25 protein-coding genes and 2 tRNA genes are annotated in these 21,743 nt (G+C 67.6%); 16 read left to right on the top strand and 11 right to left on the bottom strand.

All coding sequences use genetic code 11. The annotated features are described in order from the left end of the window. Nucleotides 1-51: 51 nt before the first annotated feature. The 4 genes from ACWGL1_RS09405 to ACWGL1_RS09390 all read right to left on the bottom strand — a co-directional run bounded on the left by ACWGL1_RS09405 (nt 52) and on the right by ACWGL1_RS09390 (nt 2,602). Nucleotides 52-519 carry a UPF0262 family protein gene (locus ACWGL1_RS09405; protein WP_291783074.1) on the bottom strand — a complete coding sequence of 156 codons (468 nt, stop codon included), beginning with the start codon at nt 517-519 and terminating at the stop codon, nt 52-54. Beyond that, nucleotides 516-1,016 carry a DUF2948 family protein gene (locus ACWGL1_RS09400; protein ID WP_291783077.1) on the bottom strand — a complete coding sequence of 167 codons (501 nt, stop codon included), beginning with the start codon at nt 1,014-1,016 and terminating at the stop codon, nt 516-518. Before ACWGL1_RS09400 ends, ACWGL1_RS09405 begins: the two co-directional genes overlap by 4 nt. Beyond that, nucleotides 1,006-2,295: a UDP-N-acetylglucosamine 1-carboxyvinyltransferase gene (gene murA / locus ACWGL1_RS09395; protein WP_452111838.1), complete on the bottom strand. Its 1,290-nt coding sequence runs from the start codon at nt 2,293-2,295 to the stop codon at nt 1,006-1,008. Before murA ends, ACWGL1_RS09400 begins: the two co-directional genes overlap by 11 nt. 109 nt (nt 2,296-2,404) lie before the next feature. Continuing rightward, nucleotides 2,405-2,602, bottom strand: coding sequence for a hypothetical protein (locus ACWGL1_RS09390; RefSeq protein WP_452111837.1), 198 nt, complete (start codon nt 2,600-2,602; stop codon nt 2,405-2,407). A 98-nt stretch (nt 2,603-2,700) separates the two neighbouring features. On the opposite strand from ACWGL1_RS09390, the gene ACWGL1_RS09385 reads away from it, so the two are divergent. Together ACWGL1_RS09385 and ACWGL1_RS09380 are read left to right on the top strand one after the other, a co-directional pair. Next, nucleotides 2,701-2,775: transfer RNA gene (locus ACWGL1_RS09385), tRNA-Thr, on the top strand. Between the two features lie 249 nt (nt 2,776-3,024). Beyond that, complete coding sequence (locus ACWGL1_RS09380) at nt 3,025-6,291, top strand: amidohydrolase family protein (protein ID WP_452111836.1); 3,267 nt, start codon at nt 3,025-3,027, stop codon at nt 6,289-6,291. A 226-nt stretch (nt 6,292-6,517) separates the two neighbouring features. Here ACWGL1_RS09380 and ACWGL1_RS09375 read toward each other — a convergent pair whose 3' ends face one another. The 4 genes from ACWGL1_RS09375 to ACWGL1_RS09360 all read right to left on the bottom strand — a co-directional run bounded on the left by ACWGL1_RS09375 (nt 6,518) and on the right by ACWGL1_RS09360 (nt 10,044). Beyond that, entirely contained in the window at nt 6,518-7,186 is a 669-nt protein-coding gene (locus tag ACWGL1_RS09375) for a DedA family protein (protein WP_291783090.1), read from the bottom strand. A 121-nt stretch (nt 7,187-7,307) separates the two neighbouring features. Further along, complete coding sequence (locus tag ACWGL1_RS09370) at nt 7,308-7,937, bottom strand: hypothetical protein (protein ID WP_312219577.1); 630 nt, start codon at nt 7,935-7,937, stop codon at nt 7,308-7,310. A 43-nt stretch (nt 7,938-7,980) separates the two neighbouring features. After that, nucleotides 7,981-8,487 carry a peptide-methionine (R)-S-oxide reductase MsrB gene (gene msrB, locus ACWGL1_RS09365; protein ID WP_452111835.1) on the bottom strand — a complete coding sequence of 169 codons (507 nt, stop codon included), beginning with the start codon at nt 8,485-8,487 and terminating at the stop codon, nt 7,981-7,983. Between the two features lie 72 nt (nt 8,488-8,559). Then, nucleotides 8,560-10,044, bottom strand: a complete 1,485-nt coding sequence (locus tag ACWGL1_RS09360) for a hypothetical protein (RefSeq protein ID WP_452111834.1) — start codon at nt 10,042-10,044, stop codon at nt 8,560-8,562. 184 nt (nt 10,045-10,228) lie between these two features. Here ACWGL1_RS09360 and ACWGL1_RS09355 point away from each other — a divergent pair, with 184 nt between their 5' ends. Next, nucleotides 10,229-10,648: a DUF805 domain-containing protein gene (locus ACWGL1_RS09355; RefSeq protein ID WP_452111833.1), complete on the top strand. Its 420-nt coding sequence runs from the start codon at nt 10,229-10,231 to the stop codon at nt 10,646-10,648. Here the strand turns inward: ACWGL1_RS09355 and lipB are convergent. After that, nucleotides 10,624-11,340, bottom strand: a complete 717-nt coding sequence (lipB, locus tag ACWGL1_RS09350) for a lipoyl(octanoyl) transferase LipB (protein ID WP_452111832.1) — start codon at nt 11,338-11,340, stop codon at nt 10,624-10,626. The two genes, ACWGL1_RS09355 and lipB, sit on opposite strands and share 25 nt — an antisense overlap. 66 nt (nt 11,341-11,406) lie before the next feature. Between lipB and ACWGL1_RS09345 the strand changes: the two genes are divergently transcribed. From ACWGL1_RS09345 to ACWGL1_RS09315, 7 genes are all read left to right on the top strand, one after another. Continuing rightward, on the top strand, nt 11,407-11,658 hold the full coding sequence (locus ACWGL1_RS09345; protein ID WP_003164329.1) for a FliM/FliN family flagellar motor switch protein: 252 nt from the start codon (nt 11,407-11,409) through the stop codon (nt 11,656-11,658). Nucleotides 11,659-11,805: 147 nt separating this feature from the next. Further along, nucleotides 11,806-11,890 (top strand) — tRNA-Leu (locus ACWGL1_RS09340). 65 nt (nt 11,891-11,955) lie between these two features. Then, entirely contained in the window at nt 11,956-13,374 is a 1,419-nt protein-coding gene (mgtE, locus tag ACWGL1_RS09335; RefSeq protein ID WP_291783113.1) for a magnesium transporter, read from the top strand. Between the two features lie 39 nt (nt 13,375-13,413). Beyond that, nucleotides 13,414-14,286: a lysozyme gene (locus ACWGL1_RS09330; protein WP_452111831.1), complete on the top strand. Its 873-nt coding sequence runs from the start codon at nt 13,414-13,416 to the stop codon at nt 14,284-14,286. A 44-nt stretch (nt 14,287-14,330) separates the two neighbouring features. Beyond that, complete coding sequence (locus ACWGL1_RS09325) at nt 14,331-15,494, top strand: isovaleryl-CoA dehydrogenase (protein WP_452111830.1); 1,164 nt, start codon at nt 14,331-14,333, stop codon at nt 15,492-15,494. Nucleotides 15,495-15,545: 51 nt separating this feature from the next. Next, the gene (locus ACWGL1_RS09320; protein WP_024353207.1) at nt 15,546-15,734 is read left to right on the top strand and encodes a DUF3008 family protein; all 189 of its coding nucleotides are present in this window, start codon (nt 15,546-15,548) and stop codon (nt 15,732-15,734) included. A gap of 92 nt (nt 15,735-15,826) precedes the next feature. Then, nucleotides 15,827-16,480: an exopolysaccharide biosynthesis protein gene (locus ACWGL1_RS09315; protein ID WP_343831485.1), complete on the top strand. Its 654-nt coding sequence runs from the start codon at nt 15,827-15,829 to the stop codon at nt 16,478-16,480. Nucleotides 16,481-16,496: 16 nt separating this feature from the next. Here ACWGL1_RS09315 and flaF read toward each other — a convergent pair whose 3' ends face one another. Both flaF and flbT read right to left on the bottom strand, forming a co-directional pair. Next, complete coding sequence (gene flaF, locus ACWGL1_RS09310; RefSeq protein WP_046653005.1) at nt 16,497-16,859, bottom strand: flagellar biosynthesis regulator FlaF; 363 nt, start codon at nt 16,857-16,859, stop codon at nt 16,497-16,499. Beyond that, nucleotides 16,819-17,244, bottom strand: a complete 426-nt coding sequence (gene flbT, locus ACWGL1_RS09305; protein WP_452111829.1) for a flagellar biosynthesis repressor FlbT — start codon at nt 17,242-17,244, stop codon at nt 16,819-16,821. The genes flaF and flbT overlap by 41 nt, the downstream gene beginning before the upstream one ends. 154 nt (nt 17,245-17,398) lie before the next feature. On the opposite strand from flbT, the gene ACWGL1_RS09300 reads away from it, so the two are divergent. The 6 genes from ACWGL1_RS09300 to ACWGL1_RS09275 all read left to right on the top strand — a co-directional run bounded on the left by ACWGL1_RS09300 (nt 17,399) and on the right by ACWGL1_RS09275 (nt 21,706). Further along, the gene (locus tag ACWGL1_RS09300; RefSeq protein WP_346522622.1) at nt 17,399-17,824 is read left to right on the top strand and encodes a hypothetical protein; all 426 of its coding nucleotides are present in this window, start codon (nt 17,399-17,401) and stop codon (nt 17,822-17,824) included. 8 nt (nt 17,825-17,832) lie between these two features. After that, nucleotides 17,833-18,039, top strand: coding sequence for a hypothetical protein (locus ACWGL1_RS09295; RefSeq protein ID WP_291783135.1), 207 nt, complete (start codon nt 17,833-17,835; stop codon nt 18,037-18,039). A gap of 70 nt (nt 18,040-18,109) precedes the next feature. After that, nucleotides 18,110-18,970: an AAA family ATPase gene (locus ACWGL1_RS09290; RefSeq protein ID WP_291783137.1), complete on the top strand. Its 861-nt coding sequence runs from the start codon at nt 18,110-18,112 to the stop codon at nt 18,968-18,970. A gap of 94 nt (nt 18,971-19,064) precedes the next feature. Then, on the top strand, nt 19,065-19,943 hold the full coding sequence (locus tag ACWGL1_RS09285; RefSeq protein ID WP_291783139.1) for a methyltransferase type 11: 879 nt from the start codon (nt 19,065-19,067) through the stop codon (nt 19,941-19,943). A 154-nt stretch (nt 19,944-20,097) separates the two neighbouring features. Next, nucleotides 20,098-20,691 (top strand): HD family hydrolase, encoded by a 594-nt coding sequence (locus ACWGL1_RS09280; protein ID WP_312219911.1) that lies wholly within the window; start codon nt 20,098-20,100, stop codon nt 20,689-20,691. A 22-nt stretch (nt 20,692-20,713) separates the two neighbouring features. Beyond that, a complete protein-coding gene (locus tag ACWGL1_RS09275) occupies nt 20,714-21,706 on the top strand; it encodes an NUDIX hydrolase (protein WP_452111828.1) in 993 nt (330 codons plus the stop codon). Nucleotides 21,707-21,743 lie beyond the last annotated feature (37 nt).

The following is a 21,743-nucleotide window of genomic DNA, read 5'->3' as shown; positions in this document are numbered from 1 at the left end:
AGCCGTGAAAGTGAGGGCGCCTAATGCACCAAAACGCTTAGATAGTCGAGTTCAGCCCCGACGGTAGAGGGCGCATACCAGCGTAAAGAGGCGACGGGCCGTTTCCTGGTCCACCTCCACCTTGCCTTCCAGCCTGGCTTTCAGCAGGGCGGCGCCTTCATTGTGAAGGCCCCGGCGCCCCATATCGACCGACTCGATCTGACTGGGCGAGGAGCCGCGCAGGGCCTCATAATAGCTTTCGCAGATCAGGCCGTAGTCGCGGATCACCGTCTTCATCGGCGTCAGCGACAGGACGTGGGTGCGGCTGAAATCCGGTCCGGCGATATCGAAGGCCAGGCGATTATCCTGCGACGACAGCGTCAGGGTGTAGGGTCCGCCTTCGGCCCCGTCCGGGATGAAGCTGTTCTGCTCGACCAGGTCGAAGACGGCCACCCGGCGCTGATGCTCGACCTCGGCCGTGGCCGCCGGCAGGGAGGCGTTGTCGATCTCGATCGACTTCAGTTGATGAGGGCCGCTCATGCGCTCGCCTCGTCCAGATGAGTCGGCGCGATGCGCGCAGGCCAACGTTCCGACAGATCGGTCAGCACCGCGTCCAGACACTCCACGTCGATCCGCAGGTCTCCGCCGCCGGCGAACATCATCAGCACCTTGCCGCCCGGCGCCTCGGTCGGATGAAAGTCCATCGCCAGAAGCTCCAGCGCCTGATCCGGCAGGCGAGGCAGGCGACGGCTCTTGACCGCCTGAACGTCGCCGAACTGCATGGCGGCCATGACGCGCGTACCGCCGCATTCCCAGCAGAATCGCGACAGGACGACCGTCAAGCGACGCGCCTCCTTCTCCCAGCGGATGTCGACCGGGCGCATGATGGCGTCCTGAAGCGCGGCCGAGATGATCTGCAGATCGTCCGCATCCTCGGCCAGCAGGCGCAGGGGCGCGATCGGCGCCAGGCTTTCGCCCTCGGCCTCGTTCAGAGCCGCCTGTTCGGGGGCCGAGATCGGTTCGCCGTCAGTGCTCATCGCCCTCCCCCTTTATCCTGCGGACGTCGGCGCCGCAGGCGCCCAGCTTCTCTTCCATCCGCTCGAAGCCGCGATCCAGGTGATAGACGCGGCCGACCGTCGTCTCACCTTCGGCCACAAGTCCGGCGATGACCAGAGACATGGAGGCGCGAAGATCCGTCGCCATGACCGGCGCCCCCTTCAGCCCGTCGACGCCCCGCACCACGGCCTCGCCCGCATGAACCGTGATATCGGCGCCCAGACGCGCCAGTTCCGGCGCATGCATGAAGCGGTTCTCGAAAATGTTCTCGCGGATGACGCTTTCGCCCTCGGCCGTCGTCATCAGGGCCATGAACTGCGCCTGCAGGTCGGTGGCGAAGCCCGGATAGATTTCGGTCGTGACGTCCACCGCCTTCAGCCGCTGGGTCGGGTCGCGGCGGACGATCAGCCCGTCCTCGGTCGGTTCGATCTCGACGCCGGCCTCGATCATCTTGTCGGTCAGGGCGGTGATCAGATCGGCGCGCCCCTTGGTCAGGCGCACCTCGCCACCGGCCATCGCCGCAGCCAGTGCATAGGAGCCCATCTCGATTCGATCGGGAATCACCGACCAGGTCGCGCCCGACAGGGACGAGACGCCGGTGATGATCAGCACATCCGTGTCCAGGCCTTCGATCTTCGCGCCCATGGCGATCAGGCAGCGGGCCAGGTCGCCGATCTCCGGCTCGCGCGCGGCGCGCTTCAGCACCGTCGTCCCGTTCGCCAGCACGGCGGCCAGAAGGGCGTGCTCGGTCGCGCCTACGGAGACGAAGGGAAACTCGATCTCGGCCCCCCGCAGCCCTCCGGGCGCCGTGGCGGTGACATAGCCCTCTTCCAGTTCGATCGCCGCGCCCATGGCCGTCAGGGCCTGAAGGTGCAGATCGACCGGCCGCGCCCCGATGGTGCAGCCGCCCGGCAAGGAGACCTTGGCGTTCCCCGTGCGCGCCAGCAACGGCCCCAGCACGTTGAAGGAGGCCCGCATCTGACGCACCAGATCATAGGGGGCGAAGGTCGAGGTCAACTCGGGCGCGTGGAACAGCGTCTCCTGCCCGTCCGCCCCCTCGCGTTCGGTCACCTCCACGCCGAACTGGCGCAGCAGTTGGCCGAGGAAGCGCGTGTCCGCCAGACGCGGCATGTTGGTCAGCAGCAGGGGCTGATCGGTCAGGATCGACGCCGCCATCAGCTTGATCGCCGAGTTCTTGGCTCCGCTGACCGGAATGGAACCGTTGAGGCGATGGCCGCCGTGGATGACGATGCTGTCCATGGGTGTCGGGATGATCCTGGGGCTCGGACCCCTACGGCCCGGCGAACCGGTTATCTAGCAAGGCTGACGGCGGCTGCGAAAGGCCGGAACGTGGCAGGACGGATGACTTTCAGTTGCTTTCCTTGGGCGACCTCGCCCCGCCCGCGCCCGGCGCCTTGCGACGGCGCAGATTGGCCCTCAAGGCGGCGGCCAGACGCGCCGCGCGTTCGGCCTTGGCCGAGGCGGCCGGAGCGGCGTTTACGCTGGCGGAAGGAGACAAGTCGGCGTCGAGGCGCGTCTCGTCTGCGTCTTTGGTCGGCTTGTTCATGAACACAGCAGACCGCGCCCAAAGATTTTGATCAAGCATGCATTTTGGGCTTGGCCCGGCCGAAGCCTTTGGCTATACGGCCGCTTCCTCAGTGACCCGCCGCCGTAGCTCAGTGGTAGAGCGCATCCTTGGTAAGGCTGAGGTCGGCAGTTCAATCCTGCCCGGCGGCACCATCGAGGCCCAAACCTGAACGGTTTGGGCCTCGACCATTTCAGGCCCCTCCCGACAGAACAATGCGTCTTCATCGCCTTGGGCGAAGGCGACAGCACGGCCGATCGGCCTATCCGCGTACCACCTCAGGAATGCCCGCCGGTTCGCCGAAGATTATTCGGGCCGCAGCGCCTTATCCCGACTAGCCAAGTCCCAGCCCTCACCGCTAGCTTCGACGTATCTGTATACGTTCGAGAGCCGAGGGGGCTTCCATGAAGCGCGTTCTATTGACTACGGCTGCGGTTCTGACCGTAGCCTTTCCGGCGTTCGCCCAGGACACGACCTCGGCCGCCACGCCGAAATGGGATGTGCAGAACCCGACGGGCAGCGCCCAGCGCGACGTGAACATCAACGTCGACGAAGGCACCTGGATGGCGGTGGACGTCAGCCCTGACGGCCGCGAGATCGTCTTCGACCTGCTGGGCGACATCTATGTGATGCCGATCACCGGCGGCGAGGCGCGCCCCATCGCCTCAGGCGTCGCCTGGGACATGCAGCCGCGCTATTCGCCGGACGGCCGCTTCATCGCCTTCACCTCGGACCGCGCGGGCGGCGACAACCTGTGGGTCATGGACCGCGACGGCTCTAACCCGCGTCAGGTGTCGAACGAGACCTTCCGCCTGCTGAACTCCCCGACCTGGACGCCCGACAGCCAGTTCGTCGTCGGCCGCAAGCACTTCACCTCCTCGCGCTCGCTGGGCGCAGGCGAAATGTGGATGTACCACCGCGCGGGCGGCGGCAGCGGCGTGCAGCTGACCGAGCGCCGCACCCAGCAGAAGGACACGGGCGAGCCCGCCTTCTCGCCAGACGGCCGCTATATGTACTTCAGCGACGACGCCACGCCGGGCGGCGTCTTCGACTACTCCAAGGACCCGAACACCCAGCTCTATGTGATCCGTCGCCTGGATCGCGAGACGGGCGAGATCAAGCCCTTCGTCACCGGTCCGGGCGGTTCGGTGCGCCCCACCCCCTCGCCGGACGGCAAGTCCCTGGCCTTCGTGCGCCGCGATCGCTACCAGTCGACGCTCTACGTCATGGACCTGGAGTCCGGGCGCGAGACGCCGATCTACGACGCCCTGGACCGCGACATGCAGGAGACCTGGGCCATTCACGGCGTCTATCCGGGCTTCAGCTGGACCCCGGACAACGGCTCCATCGTCATCTGGGCCGGCGGGAAGATCCGCCGCATCGACGTGGCGTCCAAGGCCGTCAGCGACATCCCCTTCCGCGTCACCGACACCCGCCGAGTGCAGGAGACCGCCCGATTCCCCGTCGAGGTGGCGCCGGACCAGTTCGAAGTGAAGATGGTCCGCTGGGCCCAGACCTCGCCCGACGGCTCCAAGGTGGTGTTCGAGGCCTTGGGCAATCTGTGGATCCGCGACCTGCGCGACGGCGCCGCCGGCGCGCCCCGCCGCCTGACGCGCCAGAGCGACCACTTCGAACTCTATCCGTCCTGGTCGCGCGACGGCCGGTCCATCGTCTACACGACCTGGAGCGACGACAAGCTGGGCTCCATCCGCGTCGTTCCGGTCGCGGGCGGCGAAGGCCGGACCATCACGACCAACCCCGGCCACTATCTGGAGCCGCGCTTCTCGCCGGACGGCCAGACCATCGTCTACCGCACCTCCAGCGACGGTTATCTGCGCTCGGCCCTGTGGAGCCGCGAGCCGGGCGTCTACCGCATCTCCGCGCGCGGCGGCGAGCCGGTGAAGATCACCGATTCCGGCGCCAACCCGCAGTTCGGCGCGCGCAACGACCGCATCTTCGTCAGCGCCCGTGACGGCGACAAGCGCGTTCTGCGCTCGATGAACCTGTCGGGCGAGGATGTCCGCGACCACATCAGCAGCGAATGGGCGGCCGAGTTCTCGGTCTCCCCTGATGAACAGTGGATCGCCTGGACCGAGCGCTTCAACGCCTATATCGCGCCCTTCGCCTCGACGGGCCGCGCCATCACGGTCGGCGCCGACAGCAAGGCCCTGCCGCAGACGCGCGTCACCCGTGACGCGGGCGAATGGCTGCACTGGTCGGGCGACTCCAGCCGCCTGCAGTGGTCGATGGGTCCGGAGCTGTTCTCGCGTCCGCTGAGCGAAAGCTTCGCCTTCATGGACGGCGCCCCGGCCGACCTGCCCAGGCCGGCCGAGCATGGGATCAAGATCGGCTTCACCGCCGACTACGCCCGCCCCAGCGGCGTGACGGTTCTGTCCGGCGCCCGCCTGATCACCATGAAGGGCGAGGAAGTCATCGAGGACGGCGTGGTGGTCGTCAACGGCAACCGCATCGAGGCCATCGGCCCGCGCGGCTCGGTCACGATTCCGGCCGGCGCCCGCGTCATGGACATGGCCGGCAAGACCATCATCCCCGGCCTGGTGGACGCCCACTGGCACGGCCGCATGGGCTCGGACGAAATCATCCCGCAGCAGAGCTGGATGAACTACGCCGCCCTGGCCTTCGGGGTGACGACGCTGCACGATCCGTCCAACGACAACAGCGAGATCTTCGCCCACAGCGAACTGGCCAAGGCCGGACGCGTCGTCGCGCCGCGCATCTTCTCGACCGGCACGGTCCTGTATGGCGCGGCCACGCCGACCACGGCGGTCATCAACGACCTGGATGACGCCCGCTCGCATCTGCGCCGCATGCAGGCGATCGGCGCCTGGAGCGTGAAGAGCTACAACCAGCCCCGCCGCGAGCAGCGTCAGCAGATCATGCAGGCCGCCCGCGAACTGGGCATGATGGTCGTGCCGGAAGGCGGCTCGCTCTACCACCAGAACATGAGCATGCTGGTCGACGGCCACACCACCATCGAACACTCGGTGCCGGTGGAGCGCATGTACGACGATGCGGTGCAGCTGTGGTCGCAGACGGGCACGGCCTATACGCCGACCCTGATCGTCGGCTTCGGCGGCGCCTGGGGCGAGAATCACTGGTACGAGGTCACGGACGTCTGGAAGGACCCGATCCTGAGCCAGTACGTCCCGCGCCGCATCCTCGATTCGCGCTCGCGCCGTCCGGTGAAGACCCCGCCGGAGGAGTTGAACCACATCTCCATCGCCCGCGAATCCAAGCGGCTGATGGATGAGGGCGTCTCGGTCCAGATCGGCGCCCACGGCCAGCGTGAAGGCCTCGGCGCCCACTGGGAGCTGTGGATGTTCGAACAGGGCGGCATGAGCGCCCACGAATCCCTGCGCGTCGGCACGATCAACGGCGCCCGCGCCCTGGGCATGGACAAGGACATCGGCTCGCTGGAAGTCGGCAAGCTGGCCGATCTGGTCGTGCTGGACGCCAATCCGCTCGAGAACCTGCGGGACTCGACCAAGATCGGCTACACCATGATCAACGGCCGCCTGTTCGATAACCACATGAACGAGGTCGGCGGACCTGAGCGCAAGCCGTTCTGGTTCGAGAGCGAAGACGGTCAGGCCTGGAGCGCCTCGGGCACGGTCACGACCGCCGAGTCGCACAGCCACACGCACAACTGATCCCGCCGCAAGGCAGGAACGCGAAAGGGCCCGGCATCCGCCGGGCCCTTTTTCGTGGTGATCCAGTTGGCCCTAAGTGTTGGTGGTTGCCTTTCATTCCCGCTCATCCCGGCGGACGCCGGGGTGAGCGGAGGCAGGCAGCGTGAAGTGCTCGAGACAAGCCCGAGAGTGACGGAGGTTGGGAATCTCCCGCTTGCGCCTTGAAACGCGAACGGAGGTGAGGAGGTTACTCCCCCAGCCCGCGCACCGAGGCTTCCAGCAGGGCGTTCCGCCGCGCCGCGCGACCCTTGAGCCAACGCATGGCGACGACCAGCGCCACCACCACCGCGCCGAAGGCCAGCAGCCACAGGGTCGGGTTGTGGGCCTCGCTCATCATCTCCAGCCTGGCCAGGCCCTTGGCCGCCAGATAGCCCGGCGCCAACATGGCCAGAACCCAGACGAAGGCCGAGCTGACGTTGGCGATCTGGAAGACGCGCTGTCGCATCTGCAGCACCCCGACCATCACCGGCACGAAGGCGCGCAAGGGGCCGAAGAAGCGGCCGATGAAGATGGAGGCCACGCCATAACGGCGGCAGTAGAGGCGCGTCCACGCCAGCTTGCGGCGATGCGGGACCAGCATATGGTGGCGCAGCACCCGCGTGCCCAGACGGCGTCCGATCCAGTAGGAGATGGCGTCGCCCATGACGGCGCCGATGACGCAGCCGCCGATGACGGTGAAGGGATCCAGCACGCCTGCCGCCACCAGACCGCCCGCCGCGACCAGAAGCCCCGTCGCCGGCACGAAGGCGCCGATGACGACCAGGGACTCGAAAAAGGTCACGACGCCGAGGATCACGCCGGCCCACATGGCGTTGCGGGCGATGAAGTCGGCGGCCGAGGTAAGCAAACTGTCCATACTGATCCTTTGCCCGAGGGCATATGGGATCAGACCATGGAAAGGGAATGCGGCGATGCGACGCCTGGAGGGAAAAAGCGCACGGCGTGACCCTCAGGCCGCACTTCAGCGGCTCTCCATCCTACCGCGAGGCGTCGTCGGGCGTGTCGCGGCGCTCATCGTCGAGGTCAAACGGACGGATCCGACTGGAACGCTCGCGCGGACTACGCACGCCCAAGGGGCCCGGCACGGCGCCGTAGGCGTCACGCCAGCCATAGCCGCCCAGTCCATAACGGCCCGCCCCGAAGCCATAGGGATCGAACCCGTAGGGGCCGTAACCGTAGCCGTAGCTCCAGGGGGCGTTCTTGGTCTGACTGAAGCTGAGGTTCAGCGTGCCGTTCTCGCCCAGGGGCAGGGACACCGCCGCGCCGAAGTCCTTGTAGCCGCCCGTGCCGATTCCCGCGCTGACCACGCCGTGCATCTTGCGGGGAGCGGCTTCCTCCCAGGCGTCGGCCCAGGTTTCCACGGGCGGCGCATCCGCCTTGCGCTCGCCGATCCAGCGGGAAATCTGCTCTTCGGTCGTCAGGCCGTGAGGCGCCGCAGTCTGCAGGGTCACGGCCGGCGAGGCGTCGCTGACCGTCTCGGCCAGGGCGGCGGCGCTCGCCGTCGGCACGGCGCCCGAACCCGCGCGCGGCGCGGTCGAAACCACGCCCTCGGGGTCGCTGCTCGCCAGCAAGAGGGAGGCGGCCATGAGTTCGATCAACATACGCATCTACTCCCGTTCACGATCACCCTACCCTCAAATGCGGCCAAGGTCAGGCCGTCCCTTCGTCGCGCCCTCCATCCCCGCGTCCCAGGGGGTCAGGCAAGGGTTCGCCGTCGGCCACGAAACTGAGCGCGACCGAGTTGATGCAGTAACGCAGGCCCGTCGGCGGGGGGCCGTCGGGGAAGACGTGGCCCTGATGGCTGTCGCAACGGGCGCAGCGGGTCTCGACCCGCACCATGCCATGGCTGTCGTCGCGCACGGCGCGGACGTGAGCCAGGTCGACGGGCTCGGTGAAGCTGGGCCAGCCCGTGCCGCTCTCGAACTTGGTCACCGACCGGAACAGCGGCAGGCCGCACTCGCGGCAGCAAAAGACCCCTGCCCGCTTTTCTCCCAGAAGGGTCCCGCAGAAGGGCGCCTCGGTGCCGTGGGCCAGAAGCACGCGCTTCTCCTCCGGCGACAGGTCGGCTTCCAGCACCGCACGCTGGCTGTCGGTCGGCGGCGTCAGGTCATAGCCGGAGGCGGAACGCATGGCGGCGGGAGATTCGGTCTGGGTCATGGTTCTCAAATAGGAAGGGCCGGACGGTCGTTCCACCGTCCGGCCCTCAATAGCCCGAGATGATCGTTGGGATTAGGCGCCGAACAGCCCGTTCACCCACGTCCGCACGGCCGCTTCGTCCGTCGCGTCGCCGGTGTAGGCCAGCGCGCCCGAGGGGGCGTAGGGCGCATTATTGCCGCGCTGGCGCGTCGTCCAGGCCTTATGGCCATAGCTCAGGTCGGCGTAGTTGGACGGCAGGCGAAGGACGGTCTGCTCGATGAAGATGGTGTCCTCGGCCGTGGTCGACCCGGCGATGCGCACGTTGGGCAGGCGGCTCAGCAGATCCAGGGTGTCCAGGCAGCCGCCCGAGCAGCCGGCGTCGACCAGGACGACCACCTGGCCCTGCACCGGGTTGGCCGCGCCGGTGTCCGGGGTCGCCGGACGGCCGGGCATGACGAAGGTCGGCTGACCGGCGGCGATGGCGCTGTCGAAGGCGGCGACGATGGCCTGGGTCTGTTCGATCACCGCGCCCGATTCCTGGACGAAGCGCGGGTCGGACACCATCCGGTTCAGGGTGTCGGCGAACCACTGGCGGTTGGCGGCGGTGGCGCGATAGGTGATCTGGCCGGCTTCAGGCTGGCGGCTGACGGTGAATTCCGGCGACCAGATGCGGTTGGCCAGGCCATAGCCGCGCGTGGTGGCGTTGATCGACGCCCCGTTGGCGCCGCGCAGGTCGAGCACGAAGCCCTGCGGTCCGCGGATGGCGGCGGACTGGGCTTCGATCTGGGCGAAGAAGGCGTCCCACCCCGCATCGTCAGCCAGAGAGTGGACGTTGACCCACGGACGACCGTTCACCGTCTCGACCGACAGAGGCGCGCCCGACGGGACATAGACCGAGGCGCGATAGGCGGCCTCCAGGTTCTGGGCCGTCGCCGGCTGGGGCGACAAGGTGTAATCGCGGGTGCGGCGACCGACCTGGAACTCGCAGGTTCCCGGCACGCCCGTGGTCATGGGGTTATTGCGGTTCCACAGCAGATAGGGGGCGCTGCGGACACGGCCGGCCTCGGTCGTCAGATCCCCTTCGAACTGATCCAGCTTGGCCTTGGCCAGATCCTCAATCGGCTCGGCATTGCAGCTCTTGAGGACAGCGCCCAGCGGCGGCGCGCCGCGCACGCCGTCCTGAACATAGGAGACGACATACTGGCCGTTGCGCCAGGCCGTGGCCACGCCCGGCCAGCTGGTGGCGAAATACGGACCCAGACCCTCGTAGGTCGGGCGGGCGGCGATGTTGGAGTCGCGGAAACCGTTGGCGTACCAGCGCAGCAAATAGGCGTGGCTGTCGCCGCTGTTGACCTGACCGGCCTTGGCCTGGGCCTGCTCCAGACCCGAGTCCAGCCAGGCGCGGAACGGCGCGCTGGCCTCGCCGGGCACCACGGCGGCCGGGTGATTGTCGCGCAGCGCCGCGTGCATGGCCTGAAGATCCTGACGGGCCAGATCGCTGAAGTTCTGGGCCGAGGCGGCCGAGGCGGCGAAAGTCAGGGCCAGTACGGCCGCCGAAGCGGAAAGCAGGCTTTTCATGGGGGTTCTCCCAGTCCGTCAGAGTGCGGGTTGGGCGTGTTTTAGACTCAATAACGGCGCCGTCGCCACCCCTGTGACGAAATTGCACCGCTTTCCCGGTCGCGACGTTTACGCGCGCCTGTTTCCCGACTAGGCCATGAGTTCTGCAGGCGCAAAATGCGCCGGAACGCCGCGTGCTTGCGAAATGACCGCCCTGGTTGATCTTTTTCTGAACTCCACGGGGCGCGTCGGCCGGTTCCGCTTTGTGCTGAGCGCAGCGTGCCTGATCGGCGCCTGGACCGTGACTGATCTTCTTCTGCCGATCCCCGGCTGGCTTCACGCCCTCGTCGCCGCCGCCCTGGCCTATTGCGGGTTCTGCGTCCTGTCGCAGCGTCTGCATGATCGGGGGCGTTCAGGCTGGTGGAGCGGGCTGATCCTGGCGGCCTTCGCCCTGGCATGGCCCCCGTTGCTGACGCCCCTGCCGTTGACGCCGCTGGCGGGGGTCGCGACCGCCGCCCTTGCGCTCATCGCGTTCGACCTGGCCGTCCTGCCCGGCCAGAAAGCCTTCAATCGCTATGGGGCCGCGCCGGGCGTTCGGCGTCAGAGCGGCGCGACGCCCGGCTGAACCGGGCCGAACACCCGCTGGAAGGACGACTTCAGCGCGTCGTCCGTCTCATCCATCGTCGCCAGCACGCCCAGATCGACCAGGCTGGTCACGCCATGTTCGGTGATGCCGCAGGGCACGATGCCGCCGAAATGGTCCAGGTCCGGCTCCACGTTCAGGCTGATGCCGTGGAAGCTGACCCATTTGCGGACCTTGACGCCGATGGCGGCGATCTTGTCCTCGCGGCTCCAACCCGCGCCCTTGCGCTCGACCCAGACGCCGACGCGGCCCTCGCGCATTCCGGCCTCGACGCCGAAACGGTCCAGGGCGCCGATGATCCAGTCCTCCAGGCCGTGGACGAAGCCTCGCACGTCCTTGCCGCGCCGGTTCAGGTCCAGCATCACATAGGCCACGCGCTGGCCCGGCCCGTGATAGGTGAACTGCCCGCCCCGCCCCGTCCGGTGAACCGGAAAGCGGTCGGGCGCCAGCAGGTCGTCGTCCTTGGCCGAGACGCCTGCGGTATAGAGCGGCGGATGCTCCAGCAGCCAGACCAGTTCCTCGGCTTCTCCGGCGGCGATGGCGGCGACGCGCGCCTCCATGGCGGCCTCGGCGGCGGGGTAGTCGACATAGCCGGACGACAGGGCCCATTCGACGGGACGGCCGTCCTCGCGAAGCAGGCTGCGTTGGGAAGAGTTTAACGGGTCGGCAAGCATGATGCCCTCAATGTGGGGCCGAACGCGGCGGCGCAAGGGCCGCCCGTTGATTTGCGAGTATCCTCTTTGAGCCAGATCGAAGCCGTCGATGTCGAGATTTCGGTCGTGCTGGGCCGTTCGGTCCTGCCGATGCAGCAACTGCTGCGCATGGGCCGCGGCGCGGTGATCCCGCTGGACGCCTCGGAAAAGGACGAGGTCTGGATCCTGGCCAACAACCACCCGGTCGCGCGCGGCGAGATCGAGATTCGCGACGACCGCATCGCCATCACGGTGACTCGGCCGGCGGATGTGTATGATTTCATGGCGGGCGCGGCTTGATGCTGGGCCACGGTCAGAAGGCCCCGCCTACTCGACCCGACGCGGCCTGAAGATCGGTTTGAAGGAAAATCGCTCGGCGGCGACGGATTTCGCAAAACGCTCTTTTCTTTCCGGCGGCTCTCCGCTATTGCCCGCCCTCCGATGCGAGCGGTCGTGGCGGAATTGGTAGACGCGCAGCGTTGAGGTCGCTGTGGGGCAACCCGTGGAAGTTCGAGTCTTCTCGACCGCACCATCTGATCTGACAGGGCGAATCTCGGCTAGATACGGCTGACATCAATCTCCAGAGGAGGCAGATACGTGACCCACACGGACTTTGCCCCTCTGCGCCCCGAAGACTCCCCTCTCGAGAACGATGATCACGCCGCCCTCGGCGAAGACTACGCCCTGACGGCGGCCTTCGTCGAAAAGGTGGTGGACGCGGCCGATGACGGCGACGGCATGCGGCTGCGCGGCCTGCTGGAAGACCTGCACCCCGCCGACGTCGCCGACCTGATGGGCTTCCTGACCGCCGAGCACCGCTCGGTCGTGGTCCAGTGGCTGCCGCCGGACCTGCTGGCCGAAGCCCTGCCGGAAATGGACGACGGCATCCGTGAAAAGGTGCTGGAGCGCGTCCCCTCCGCCACCCTGGCCGAAGCGCTTCAGGAACTGGATTCGGACGATGCCGCCTCGGTCGTCGAGGACCTGGAGGAGGACCAGCGCGAACGCGTCCTGGCCGCCATGCCCGAGGTCGAACGCGCCGCCATCGAATCCTCGCTCGGCTATGAAGAGGATTCGGCCGGCCGCCTGATGCAGCGCGAATTCATGGCCGCGCCGCAGTTCTGGAACGTCGGCGACACCATCGACCACGTTCGCGCCCAGGGCGATCACCTGCCCGAGCTCTTCTTCGACATCTATGTGGTCGATCCCATGAACCGGCCGGTCGGCGGGGTCGCCATCAGCCGGATGCTGCGCAGTCCGCGCGCCACGCCGCTGACCGAGCTGATGGAGCCGGTGAACCCCATCGAGGTGGACGTCGACCAGGAAGAGGTCGCCTACATCTTCGAGAAATACCACCTGATCTCGGCCCCTGTGGTCGACGTCGGCGGGCGACTGGTCGGCCAGCTGACCGTCGATGACGTGGTCAACATCATCCAGGAAGAGAACCGCGAGGACATCCTGCGTCTGGCCGGGGTCGCCGACGAGGACCGCTCGTCCAGCGTGATGGAGATCGTGCGCGGCCGCGTGCCCTGGCTGGGCATCAACCTGTTCACCGCCGTCCTGGGCGCCAGCGTCATCGCCCTGTTCGAGGGCACCATCCAGCAGATCGTGGCGCTTGCCGTGCTGATGCCCATCGTCTCGGCCATCGGCGGCAATGCGGGGACGCAGGCCCTGACCGTCACCGTGCGGGCCCTGGCGACGCGCGAACTGAACGCCTCCAACGCCCTGCGGACCTTCTGGCGCGAGATGGCGGTCGGCCTGGCCAACGGCTTCGTCCTGGCGCCGCTGATCGGCCTGGCGGCGGGCTTCTGGTTCCACGACTGGCGCATCGGCGCAGTCATCGCTGCGGCCATGATCCTGAACCTGCTTGTGGCGGCCAGCGTGGGCGTGCTGACGCCGCTGACCCTGTCCAAGCTCAAGTTCGACCCGGCCGTGTCTTCAGCCGTGTTCGTCACGGCGACGACCGACTTCTTCGGTTTCCTGATCTTTCTCGGCCTGGCGACCATCGTCCTGCTCTAAACCTGACCTGAAACGGCCTCGCCTGTTTCGGAATGAGGCTTGCTCCGCCCCCGTCGGGGCGAGAACGCCCGTTTCGAATTGGGTCAATCCGTGTCCGCAGCCGCGCCGCAACGCCGCAAGGTCTCTCGAGAAGGCCTTCTGCTGATCAAGAGCTTCGAGGGCTTTCGCCCGCGCACCGTGCTGCGCCGCGACGGGACGCCCGTCATCGGCTACGGCCACGCCCGCTCGGCCCGCCCCGACGCCGTGGTCAGCGAGACCGAGGCCGAACTGCTGCTGCAGTACGACCTGATGCCCATCGTCGCCCTGTTGAACGACCGGGTGCGCCTGCCCCTGAACCAGCATCAGTTCGACGCCCTGGCCAGCTTCATCTTCTCCATCGGCCTGGAGCGGTTCCAGGGATCGGACGTCCAGGCCAGTCTGGACGCCGGCGCTCCGTCCGAAGCCGCCGCCGCCCTGTCCGCATGGCCAGAGCGCGCCTCGCCGCCCGTCGACGCCCTTTATCGCCGCCGCTCGGCCGAGCGCGCCCTGTTCGACACGGCCCCCGATCAGCCTGCCTCGCTGGACGCCTTGCTGACCGCCCCGGTGCGCGGTCCGGGCGCCGCCGAGCCGCCCGCCGCCGCCCCGCCGCCCACGGCGCCCGTCCTGCGCCACGAAGCGCGCACAGCCCCCGACGCGACGCCGGGCGACAAGGGCGCCGTCCTGTTCATCGGCGGCGTCGGCGTCCTCGCCTTCCTCGCCGGAATCGCCGCCTTCCAGCGCGCCTGGCGCGCCCCGGAGACGAGCGACGCGACCGTCCTGATCGGCGCCGGCCTGGCGATCGCCGGCCTCGTCTTCATCGGCATGGCGGCTTGGAGCGCCCTGCGCGCCAAGGCGCCGACGGCGACCGACCCACAGCACAAACAGTCCCGCTAACAGGCGTCTTTGCGAAGCCCGCGCGCAATGCTACGCCTTTGGGCATGAGCATACCCTTCGCGCCCCAATCCATGGAATTCGGCCTCGGCGAGACCGCTGACGCCATCCGCGACACGACCGCCCGCTGGGCCGCCGAACGGCTGACCCCCCGCGCCGCCGAAATCGACGAGAAGAATGAGTTCGCCCGCGACCTGTGGCCCGAAATGGGCGAGTTGGGCTTGCACGGCATTACGGTCGAGGAAGAGTTCGGCGGCCTCGGCCTCGGCTACCTCGAACACGTGGTGGCGATGGAGGAGGTGTCGCGCGCCTCGGCCTCGATCGGCCTGAGCTACGGCGCCCACTCCAACCTGTGCGTCAACCAGATCCGCCGCTGGGGCACGCCCGAACAGAAGACGAAATACCTGCCCAGGCTGATCTCGGGCGAACATGTCGGCTCCCTGGCCATGTCCGAGGCCGGTTCGGGTTCGGACGTCATGTCCATGCGCACCCGCGCCGAAAAGAAGGGCGACCGCTACGTCCTGAACGGGACCAAGTTCTGGATCACCAACGCCCCGCACGCCGAGACCCTGGTGGTCTACGCCCGCACCGGCGACGGCAACGGCGGCGTCACCGCCTTCCTGATCGAAAAGGGCATGAAGGGTTTCAGCGTCTCCAAGAAGCTGGACAAGATGGGCATGCGCGGCTCGGACACGGCCGAACTGGTGTTCGAGGACTGCGAAGTCCCCGAAGAGAACATCATGGGCGGCGAAGGGCGCGGCGCCGCCGTGCTGATGAGCGGCCTAGACTATGAGCGCGCCGTCCTGTCCGCCGGTCCGCTGGGCATCATGCAGGCGGCGCTGGACGTCGTCCTGCCTTACGTCCGCGACCGCAAGCAGTTCGGCAAGGCCATCGGCTCCTTCCAGCTGATGCAGGGCAAGGTGGCCGACATGTACGTCGCCCTGAATAGCGCCCGCGCCTATGTCTATTCGGTTGCCCGCGCCTGCGATCAGGGCCTGACCACCCGCTATGACGCCGCCGGCGCCATCCTGCTGGCCTCGGAGAACGCGGTGAAGGTCACGCTGGAAGCCGTCCAGGCCCTGGGCGGCGCCGGCTACACCAAGGAATGGCCGGTCGAACGCCTGGTCCGCGACGCCAAGCTCTACGACATCGGCGCCGGCACCAATGAAATCCGCCGCTTCCTCATCGGCCGCGAGCTTCTGGGAAGCTGACGGAACCCTAAGGCGGGCGGACGGTTGCCTTTCACTCGGAAGGAGATCGTCATGCCCGCCAAGTCCGCCGCCCAGCAGAAAGCCGCCGGAGCCGCCCTGTCGGCCAAGCGCGGCGACACGCCCAAATCCAAGCTGAAGGGCGCGTCGAAATCCATGATGGAATCGATGAGCGAAAAGCAGCTTGAAGAGTTCGCCCACACCAAGCGCAAGGGCAAACCCGAGCACGTCTCAAAACACTAGACGCCTATTTCGTCGCAACCCTCGCGGCGGGGATGGCGCAAGTCGCGGCGCGCCCCTAACGTCGCGCATGATATCGCTCTGAGTCTCGCTTGATGACGCTCGTTTCCACGCCGCCGCCCGATGAGGGGCGGACCTTCTCCGACGTGCTGGAGCGCCTGGGCCAGGACCGGCTGGATCAGGGCGAGTCCGACAAACTGTCCCTTCGCGAAATGGTCGAGGCCTTCGGCGAGCGCGGCTTCGGCGCCGTCATCCTGATGCTGGCCCTGATGGCGCTCTTCCCTTGGCCGCCGGGCGGCAAGGCGGTCTTTTCCGTGCCGATCATCCTGATCGCCGCCGAGCTGGCGCTGCAGCGAGAGAAGGTGTGGTTGCCGCGCTGGCTGCTGAACCTGTCGGTAAGCCGCGCCTCCTATCGGACGGCGGCGGAGAAGATTCTGCCCCGCCTGCGCCGGGTCGAGCGGCTGACCAAGCCGCGCTGGCCCGTTCTGACCGGCGAAGCCGCGGATGTGGCGATCGGCGTGATCTGCATCCTGCTGGCCATGATGATGGCCCTGCCGGTGCCCTTCGGCGACGCCCTGCCCGGCCTGACCCTGGCCCTGTTCGGCCTGGGCATCATCCAGCGGGACGGCGCCTTCATCCTGGCCGGTTTCTTCGGCACGGCCGTGTGCGGCGTCTATCTGGCCCTGGTTTGGACCACAGTGGTCGCGGTCGTCGGCAACATCGCCAGCTGGGCCGCAAACCTCTTCTAGGAGATCCGGAGCCGCGTCAGCCCGCGTCGGTCTGGCCGCTGAGTCCCTGCATGATCATGCGGTTGATGTCGATCAGGGTCGAGAAGTCGTCCTCGCCCCTCATGACCTCGGACGTGTTGCGGTTGACGAACAGGCTCAGCGAGATGAACTGCGCCCGCATCGCCTGAGGCATGGCGTTGGTCGAATCCGAGCAAGCGGTCGCCAGCGTGGACCACAGGCGGCGGTTCCAGTCCAGGGCGTCCATCCGCCCGGCGACATCCGACTTGTCCAGGGTGGCGGCGTGCATCAGGGCGCGCGTCACCTGGCCGAACAGCCGGTACTCCATCTCACGCGGGGATTCAGCCCGCGTCGCCGCCGTCTTGTACGCCTGAAGCGACATTGCCGAGCCTTTGGTCTTCGTAATCGACGATTTTGCGAGCGCCCATCAGGGCCTTGTAATACTGACGCGCCAGCACGTGCTTGGAGCAGGCGACGCATTCCGTCAGGACGGCCGGATTGCGGACCGCCCCCATGAATTCGGTCAGGCGCAGGGCGAATTCATCATAGAATTTCGGCGCCTCCGCCTCGTCCAGATACATCATCATGACAGGGAAGTAGATGCGGCGCGCGGGCGTGGTCACGTCCTCGGGCTGCATGATGTCCTTCTCGCGCAGGACGCTGGCCTTGTTCTGCAGGACCAGGACGCCGCGACGGTCGCCGTTCTGCACGACGGCCCCGTTCAGCACGAATTTTTCGCCGGGCTTCAGCGACAGTTTCAGAGGCAAGGGAAGGTCTCCGTGGCGCCGCCCTCACCGTGACGGCCGGCCGCTGAAGAACTGTAAAGCGACGTGGTTAACCATCTCTTCATTTGGCGCGTCGCGTTCCGGCTGATGGGAACGCCCTGACGAGCCGAGCCGTTGAGCTTTTCGAAGGGAGACGATGATGCCAGCCCCCGACTTTGACGCCGACGGCCAGGACCAGGCCGAGGTCTATGACGAGACCCATCTGGACGATGAAGGCGACGGCGACCTGTCGTTCGACGAAGCCGACGACGTTCTGGACGTCACCCAGTTGGACGGCGACGCCGACCCCGAACCCTTTGATGAAGACGACGCCGATCTGGACGGCGACCTGGCCCTGGACGGGATGGAAGCCGAGGCTGACGCCCTGCTGGGCGTCGACAGCGTGCGCCTGAGCGAAACCGACGGCGACGGCGCCCCGGCGTCGGGCGCCGACGAGGTCGAGCTGGTCTATGCCGGCTTGATGCGCAATCAGCGCGGCGCCCAGGCCAGCGCCGCCCACTGGGAGGCCAGGCGTCTCTCCGACGACGACATAGAGGACCTGGGCTACGGCCCTGAACAGTGAGGGAATTCATGACCGACCATCATCCGACCAAGGCCCAGGAAGACGCCGACCCGAACACCCCTCCGGCCAAGCGCGCACCGCACGAAAGCGGCAAGCCCGACCAGCTGAAGGACAAGGAGAAGGACGCCGAGAACCGTCAGGAAGCCCTGATCGACGAGGGCGTCGAGGAGACCTTCCCCGCCAGCGACCCGGTGTCGGCCAAGCGCATCACCTGACCCTGCCGCCTGTTCACACGGATTTCTTTAAGCTACCTGCTCCCTTCCCCCGGAATGGAGCAGGTTTCGCATGAGCCGGTTCGAAGGCACGTCCAACTACATCGCCACCGACGACCTGAAGGTCGCCGTCAACGCCGCCGTGGCGCTGGAACGGCCGCTGCTGATCAAGGGCGAGCCGGGCACCGGCAAGACGGTCCTGGCCTATGAACTGGCGCGTGCGCTGAACGCCCCGCTGATCACCTGGCACGTCAAGTCGACGACCAAGGCGCACAACGGCCTGTATGAATACGACGCCGTCAGCCGTCTGCGCGACAGCCAGCTGGGCGACGAACGCGTCCACGACGTCCGCAACTACCTCAAGAAGGGCAAGCTGTGGGAGGCTTTCACCGCCCCGGCCCGCCCCGTCCTTTTGATCGACGAGATCGACAAGGCCGACATCGAGTTCCCGAACGACCTGTTGCAGGAGCTCGACCGCATGGAGTTCTACGTTCAGGAGACGGACGAGACGATCCGCGCCGAGGTCCGCCCCGTGGTCGTCATCACCTCGAACAACGAGAAGGAACTGCCGGACGCCTTCCTTCGCCGCTGCTTCTTCCACTACATCCGCTTCCCCGACGCCGAGACGATGCAGGACATCGTCGAGGTCCACTTCCCCGGCATCAAGCCGCGCCTGGTCGCCGAAGCGCTGAAGACCTTCTATGAAATCCGCGACACGCCGGGCCTGAAGAAGAAGCCTTCGACCTCGGAGCTTCTGGACTGGCTGAAGCTGCTGCTGGTCGACGACGTCTCGCCGGAGACCTTGCGCGAAAAGACGCCGGGAAAGCTGATCCCGCCGCTGCACGGCGCCCTGCTGAAGAACGAGCAGGACGTGCATCTGTTCGAGCGCCTGGCCTTCATGAGCCGTCGCGAAGGCGCCCGCCCCGGCGGCTGATTTCAGCCGCTTTCCCGTCGTCTTTCGATTACCGCGATTTCACTGGCCCTGCCGCGCTTATGGCGCACAATCGGGGCCTGGAGTGGAGCCGACCATGCAACACATCACCTGGCCCGTTATCGCCCTGGCGCTGATGACCGCCGCCTGCGACAACGGCGGCTCGGTGCGCATCACCACCTCCACGACCTCGGATTCATCCGGCGTGCTGAAGGTGGTCGACGCCCTGCAATGCCCCCAGACCCAGGGCGTGCTGACACGCAAGGGGTCGGCCCGGGCCGACGGGTCCTGCGTCTACGGCGGCCCGCGCGGATCGGAAGTCATCCTGCAACTGGTCCAGTTGGACGGCCGCTCGGCCCAGACGGCGCTGAAACCCTTCGAGACCCGTCTGACCGCCGACCTGCCCGAAGCCATGGCCCAGGTGGAGGCCGAGAACGCTCGAGCGGAGGCCGCCGCCGCCAAGGCCGAAGCGGACGCCGCCCGCGCCGAGGCTGACGCCGACCGAGCCGCCGCCGAGGCGTCCAGGGTCGCCGATGAGGTCGCAGGCGATTCCGCCCAGGTCAGAATGCCGGGCCTGCGCGTCGACGCCCAGGGCGACAAGGCCACCGTCCGCCTGCCCGGCATGAAGATCGAGGCTGACGGCGACCGCGCCAACATCCGCATCGGCGGCCTGACCATCCGCGCCGACGACAAGAGCGGCCGCGTCAACGTCTCGTCCGGAGACGACGCCGTGAACATCGACGCGACCGACAGCGCCGCACGCATCCGCACCAGCGCCTCGGGCGAATCCGTGCGTTCGACCTTCCTGATGGCCGCGAACGAGCCGTCCGCCAGCGGCTGGCGCACCGTGGGCTATGAAGCGCGCGGCCCGGTCGGCGGCCCCATCGTCGTCGCCACCGTCCGCAGCAAGGACCGCGACCCGGACCGCCTGTTCGACGCCGCCAAGGCCCTGGTGACGCTCAACGTCGGCGATTAACCCCCATCTATCGCAACGGCCGCCCTTGATCGCGCGTTCGGTCTGAGTCACCAGCCTGAGCATGCGCAGCATCAAGACCTTGGCCGAAGAAATCGAAGACGCCGGCCCCGCGCCCCGAGTCCGCAAACCCAAGCCGCCGCGCGCCTGGCAACGCATGTTATCCGGCCGCCGCCTGGACCTGCTGGACCCCTCGCCGTTCGACATCGAGATCGAGGACATCGCCCACGGCCTGGCCCGCGTCGCCCGCTGGAACGGCCAGACGATCGGCGAGCACGCCTTCTCGGTGGCCCAGCACTCGCTGGTGGTCGAGGAGATCGCCGCCCACATTCGCCCGGGGCTTGAGCCGAAATGGCGCCTGGCCGCCCTGCTTCACGACGCCTCCGAATACGTCATCGGCGACATGATCTCGCCGTTCAAATCGGCCCTGGGCGCCAGCTACAAGGACTTCGAGGCCCGACTGGAGGCGGCGATCCACGTCCGCTTCCAATTGCCGCCCAAGACCCCGCAGACGATCAAGTCGCTGATCAAGAAGGCCGACAAGGCCTGCGCCTTCTATGAGGCGACGCAACTGGCCGGATTCACCCGCCGCGAATCCCTGCAGATCTTCGGCGCTCCGCCCCCCGGCTATGATCTGGTGATCGAACCCCTGCCCGCCGCCGTGGCCCAGGAGCGCTATCTGGACCGCTATCGCGTTCTGGCCGAAGCTGTCGGAATCCTGCCCGGCGCCGACGCCTGGCACACGGAATAGAAAGCGGGCGCAAGGGAGACGCATGGACCAGGGGCGGACGGAGGCGTCATCCTCCCACACCGGCATAAGGATCGGCCTGTCGGCGGTGATCATCGCCCTGCGGGACCGCGAGGCCGTCGTCCTGACCACCCACGCTCCCGACGGCGCCCCCGCCCTGCCCTTCGGCCCCTTCGATCCGGCGCGCGACCGAACCTTCGAGCTGGCGCTCCGCGACTTCGTGGCGGCTCAGACAGGCTTCCCCCTGGGCTTCGTCGAACAGCTCTACACCTTCGGCGACCTGGGCCGCGACGCCCCGCGCGCCACGCCCGGCCCGGATCGCGCGCGCGAGATCTCGGTCGGCTACCTCGCCCTGACCGCCGACGCCGCCGAAGGCGCCAATTTCGGCGCTTCCGCCAGCTTCAACGCTTCGGGCCGCGACGCGGCATGGACGCCCATCTTCCACGTCTTCCCCTGGGAGGACTGGCGTCGGGGCCGCCCGCCCGTCATGGAACGCCTGATCCCCGCCCTGAGCGCCTGGGCCGTCGACGACGCCGCGCGCAAGGGCCGCATCGACGCCCTGTTCGCCCTCACGCCCGGCGCCCGCTGGAACGAGGAGCGCGTGCTGGATCGCTATGAACTCCTCTATGAGGCGGGTCTGGTCGAGGAATCCGCCCGCGACAACGGTCGCCCAGCCCCCGCTCCGCTCGGCGACCTGTCCATGACGTCCGACCACCGCCGTATCCTGGCGACCGGCGTCGCCCGCCTGCGCAGCAAGCTGAAGTACCGGCCCGTCCTGTTCGACCTCACGCCCGCGACCTTCACCCTGTCCGCACTGCAGGCGGCGGCCGAGGCCGTGGCGGGCCTGTCGCTGCACAAGCAGAACTTCCGCCGCGGCGTCGAGCGCACCGGCCTGGTCCAGCCCACGGGCGTCTTCACCAGCGACACCGGCGGCCGTCCCGCCGAACTGTTCCGCCATGTCCGACCCGAACCCGGCGATGGCGGCGCCTTCGGCCTGTCGCTTCCCGGACAGCGTTGAACCGCCGTTCAAATTTCTTCGCCGTCATGGCTTGCAG

The sequence above is a fragment of the Brevundimonas sp. NPDC055812 genome, assembly GCF_053616535.1.
The sequence above is the reverse complement of the archived record's forward strand: the minus strand, read 5'-3'. Positions and strand labels throughout refer to the sequence as shown.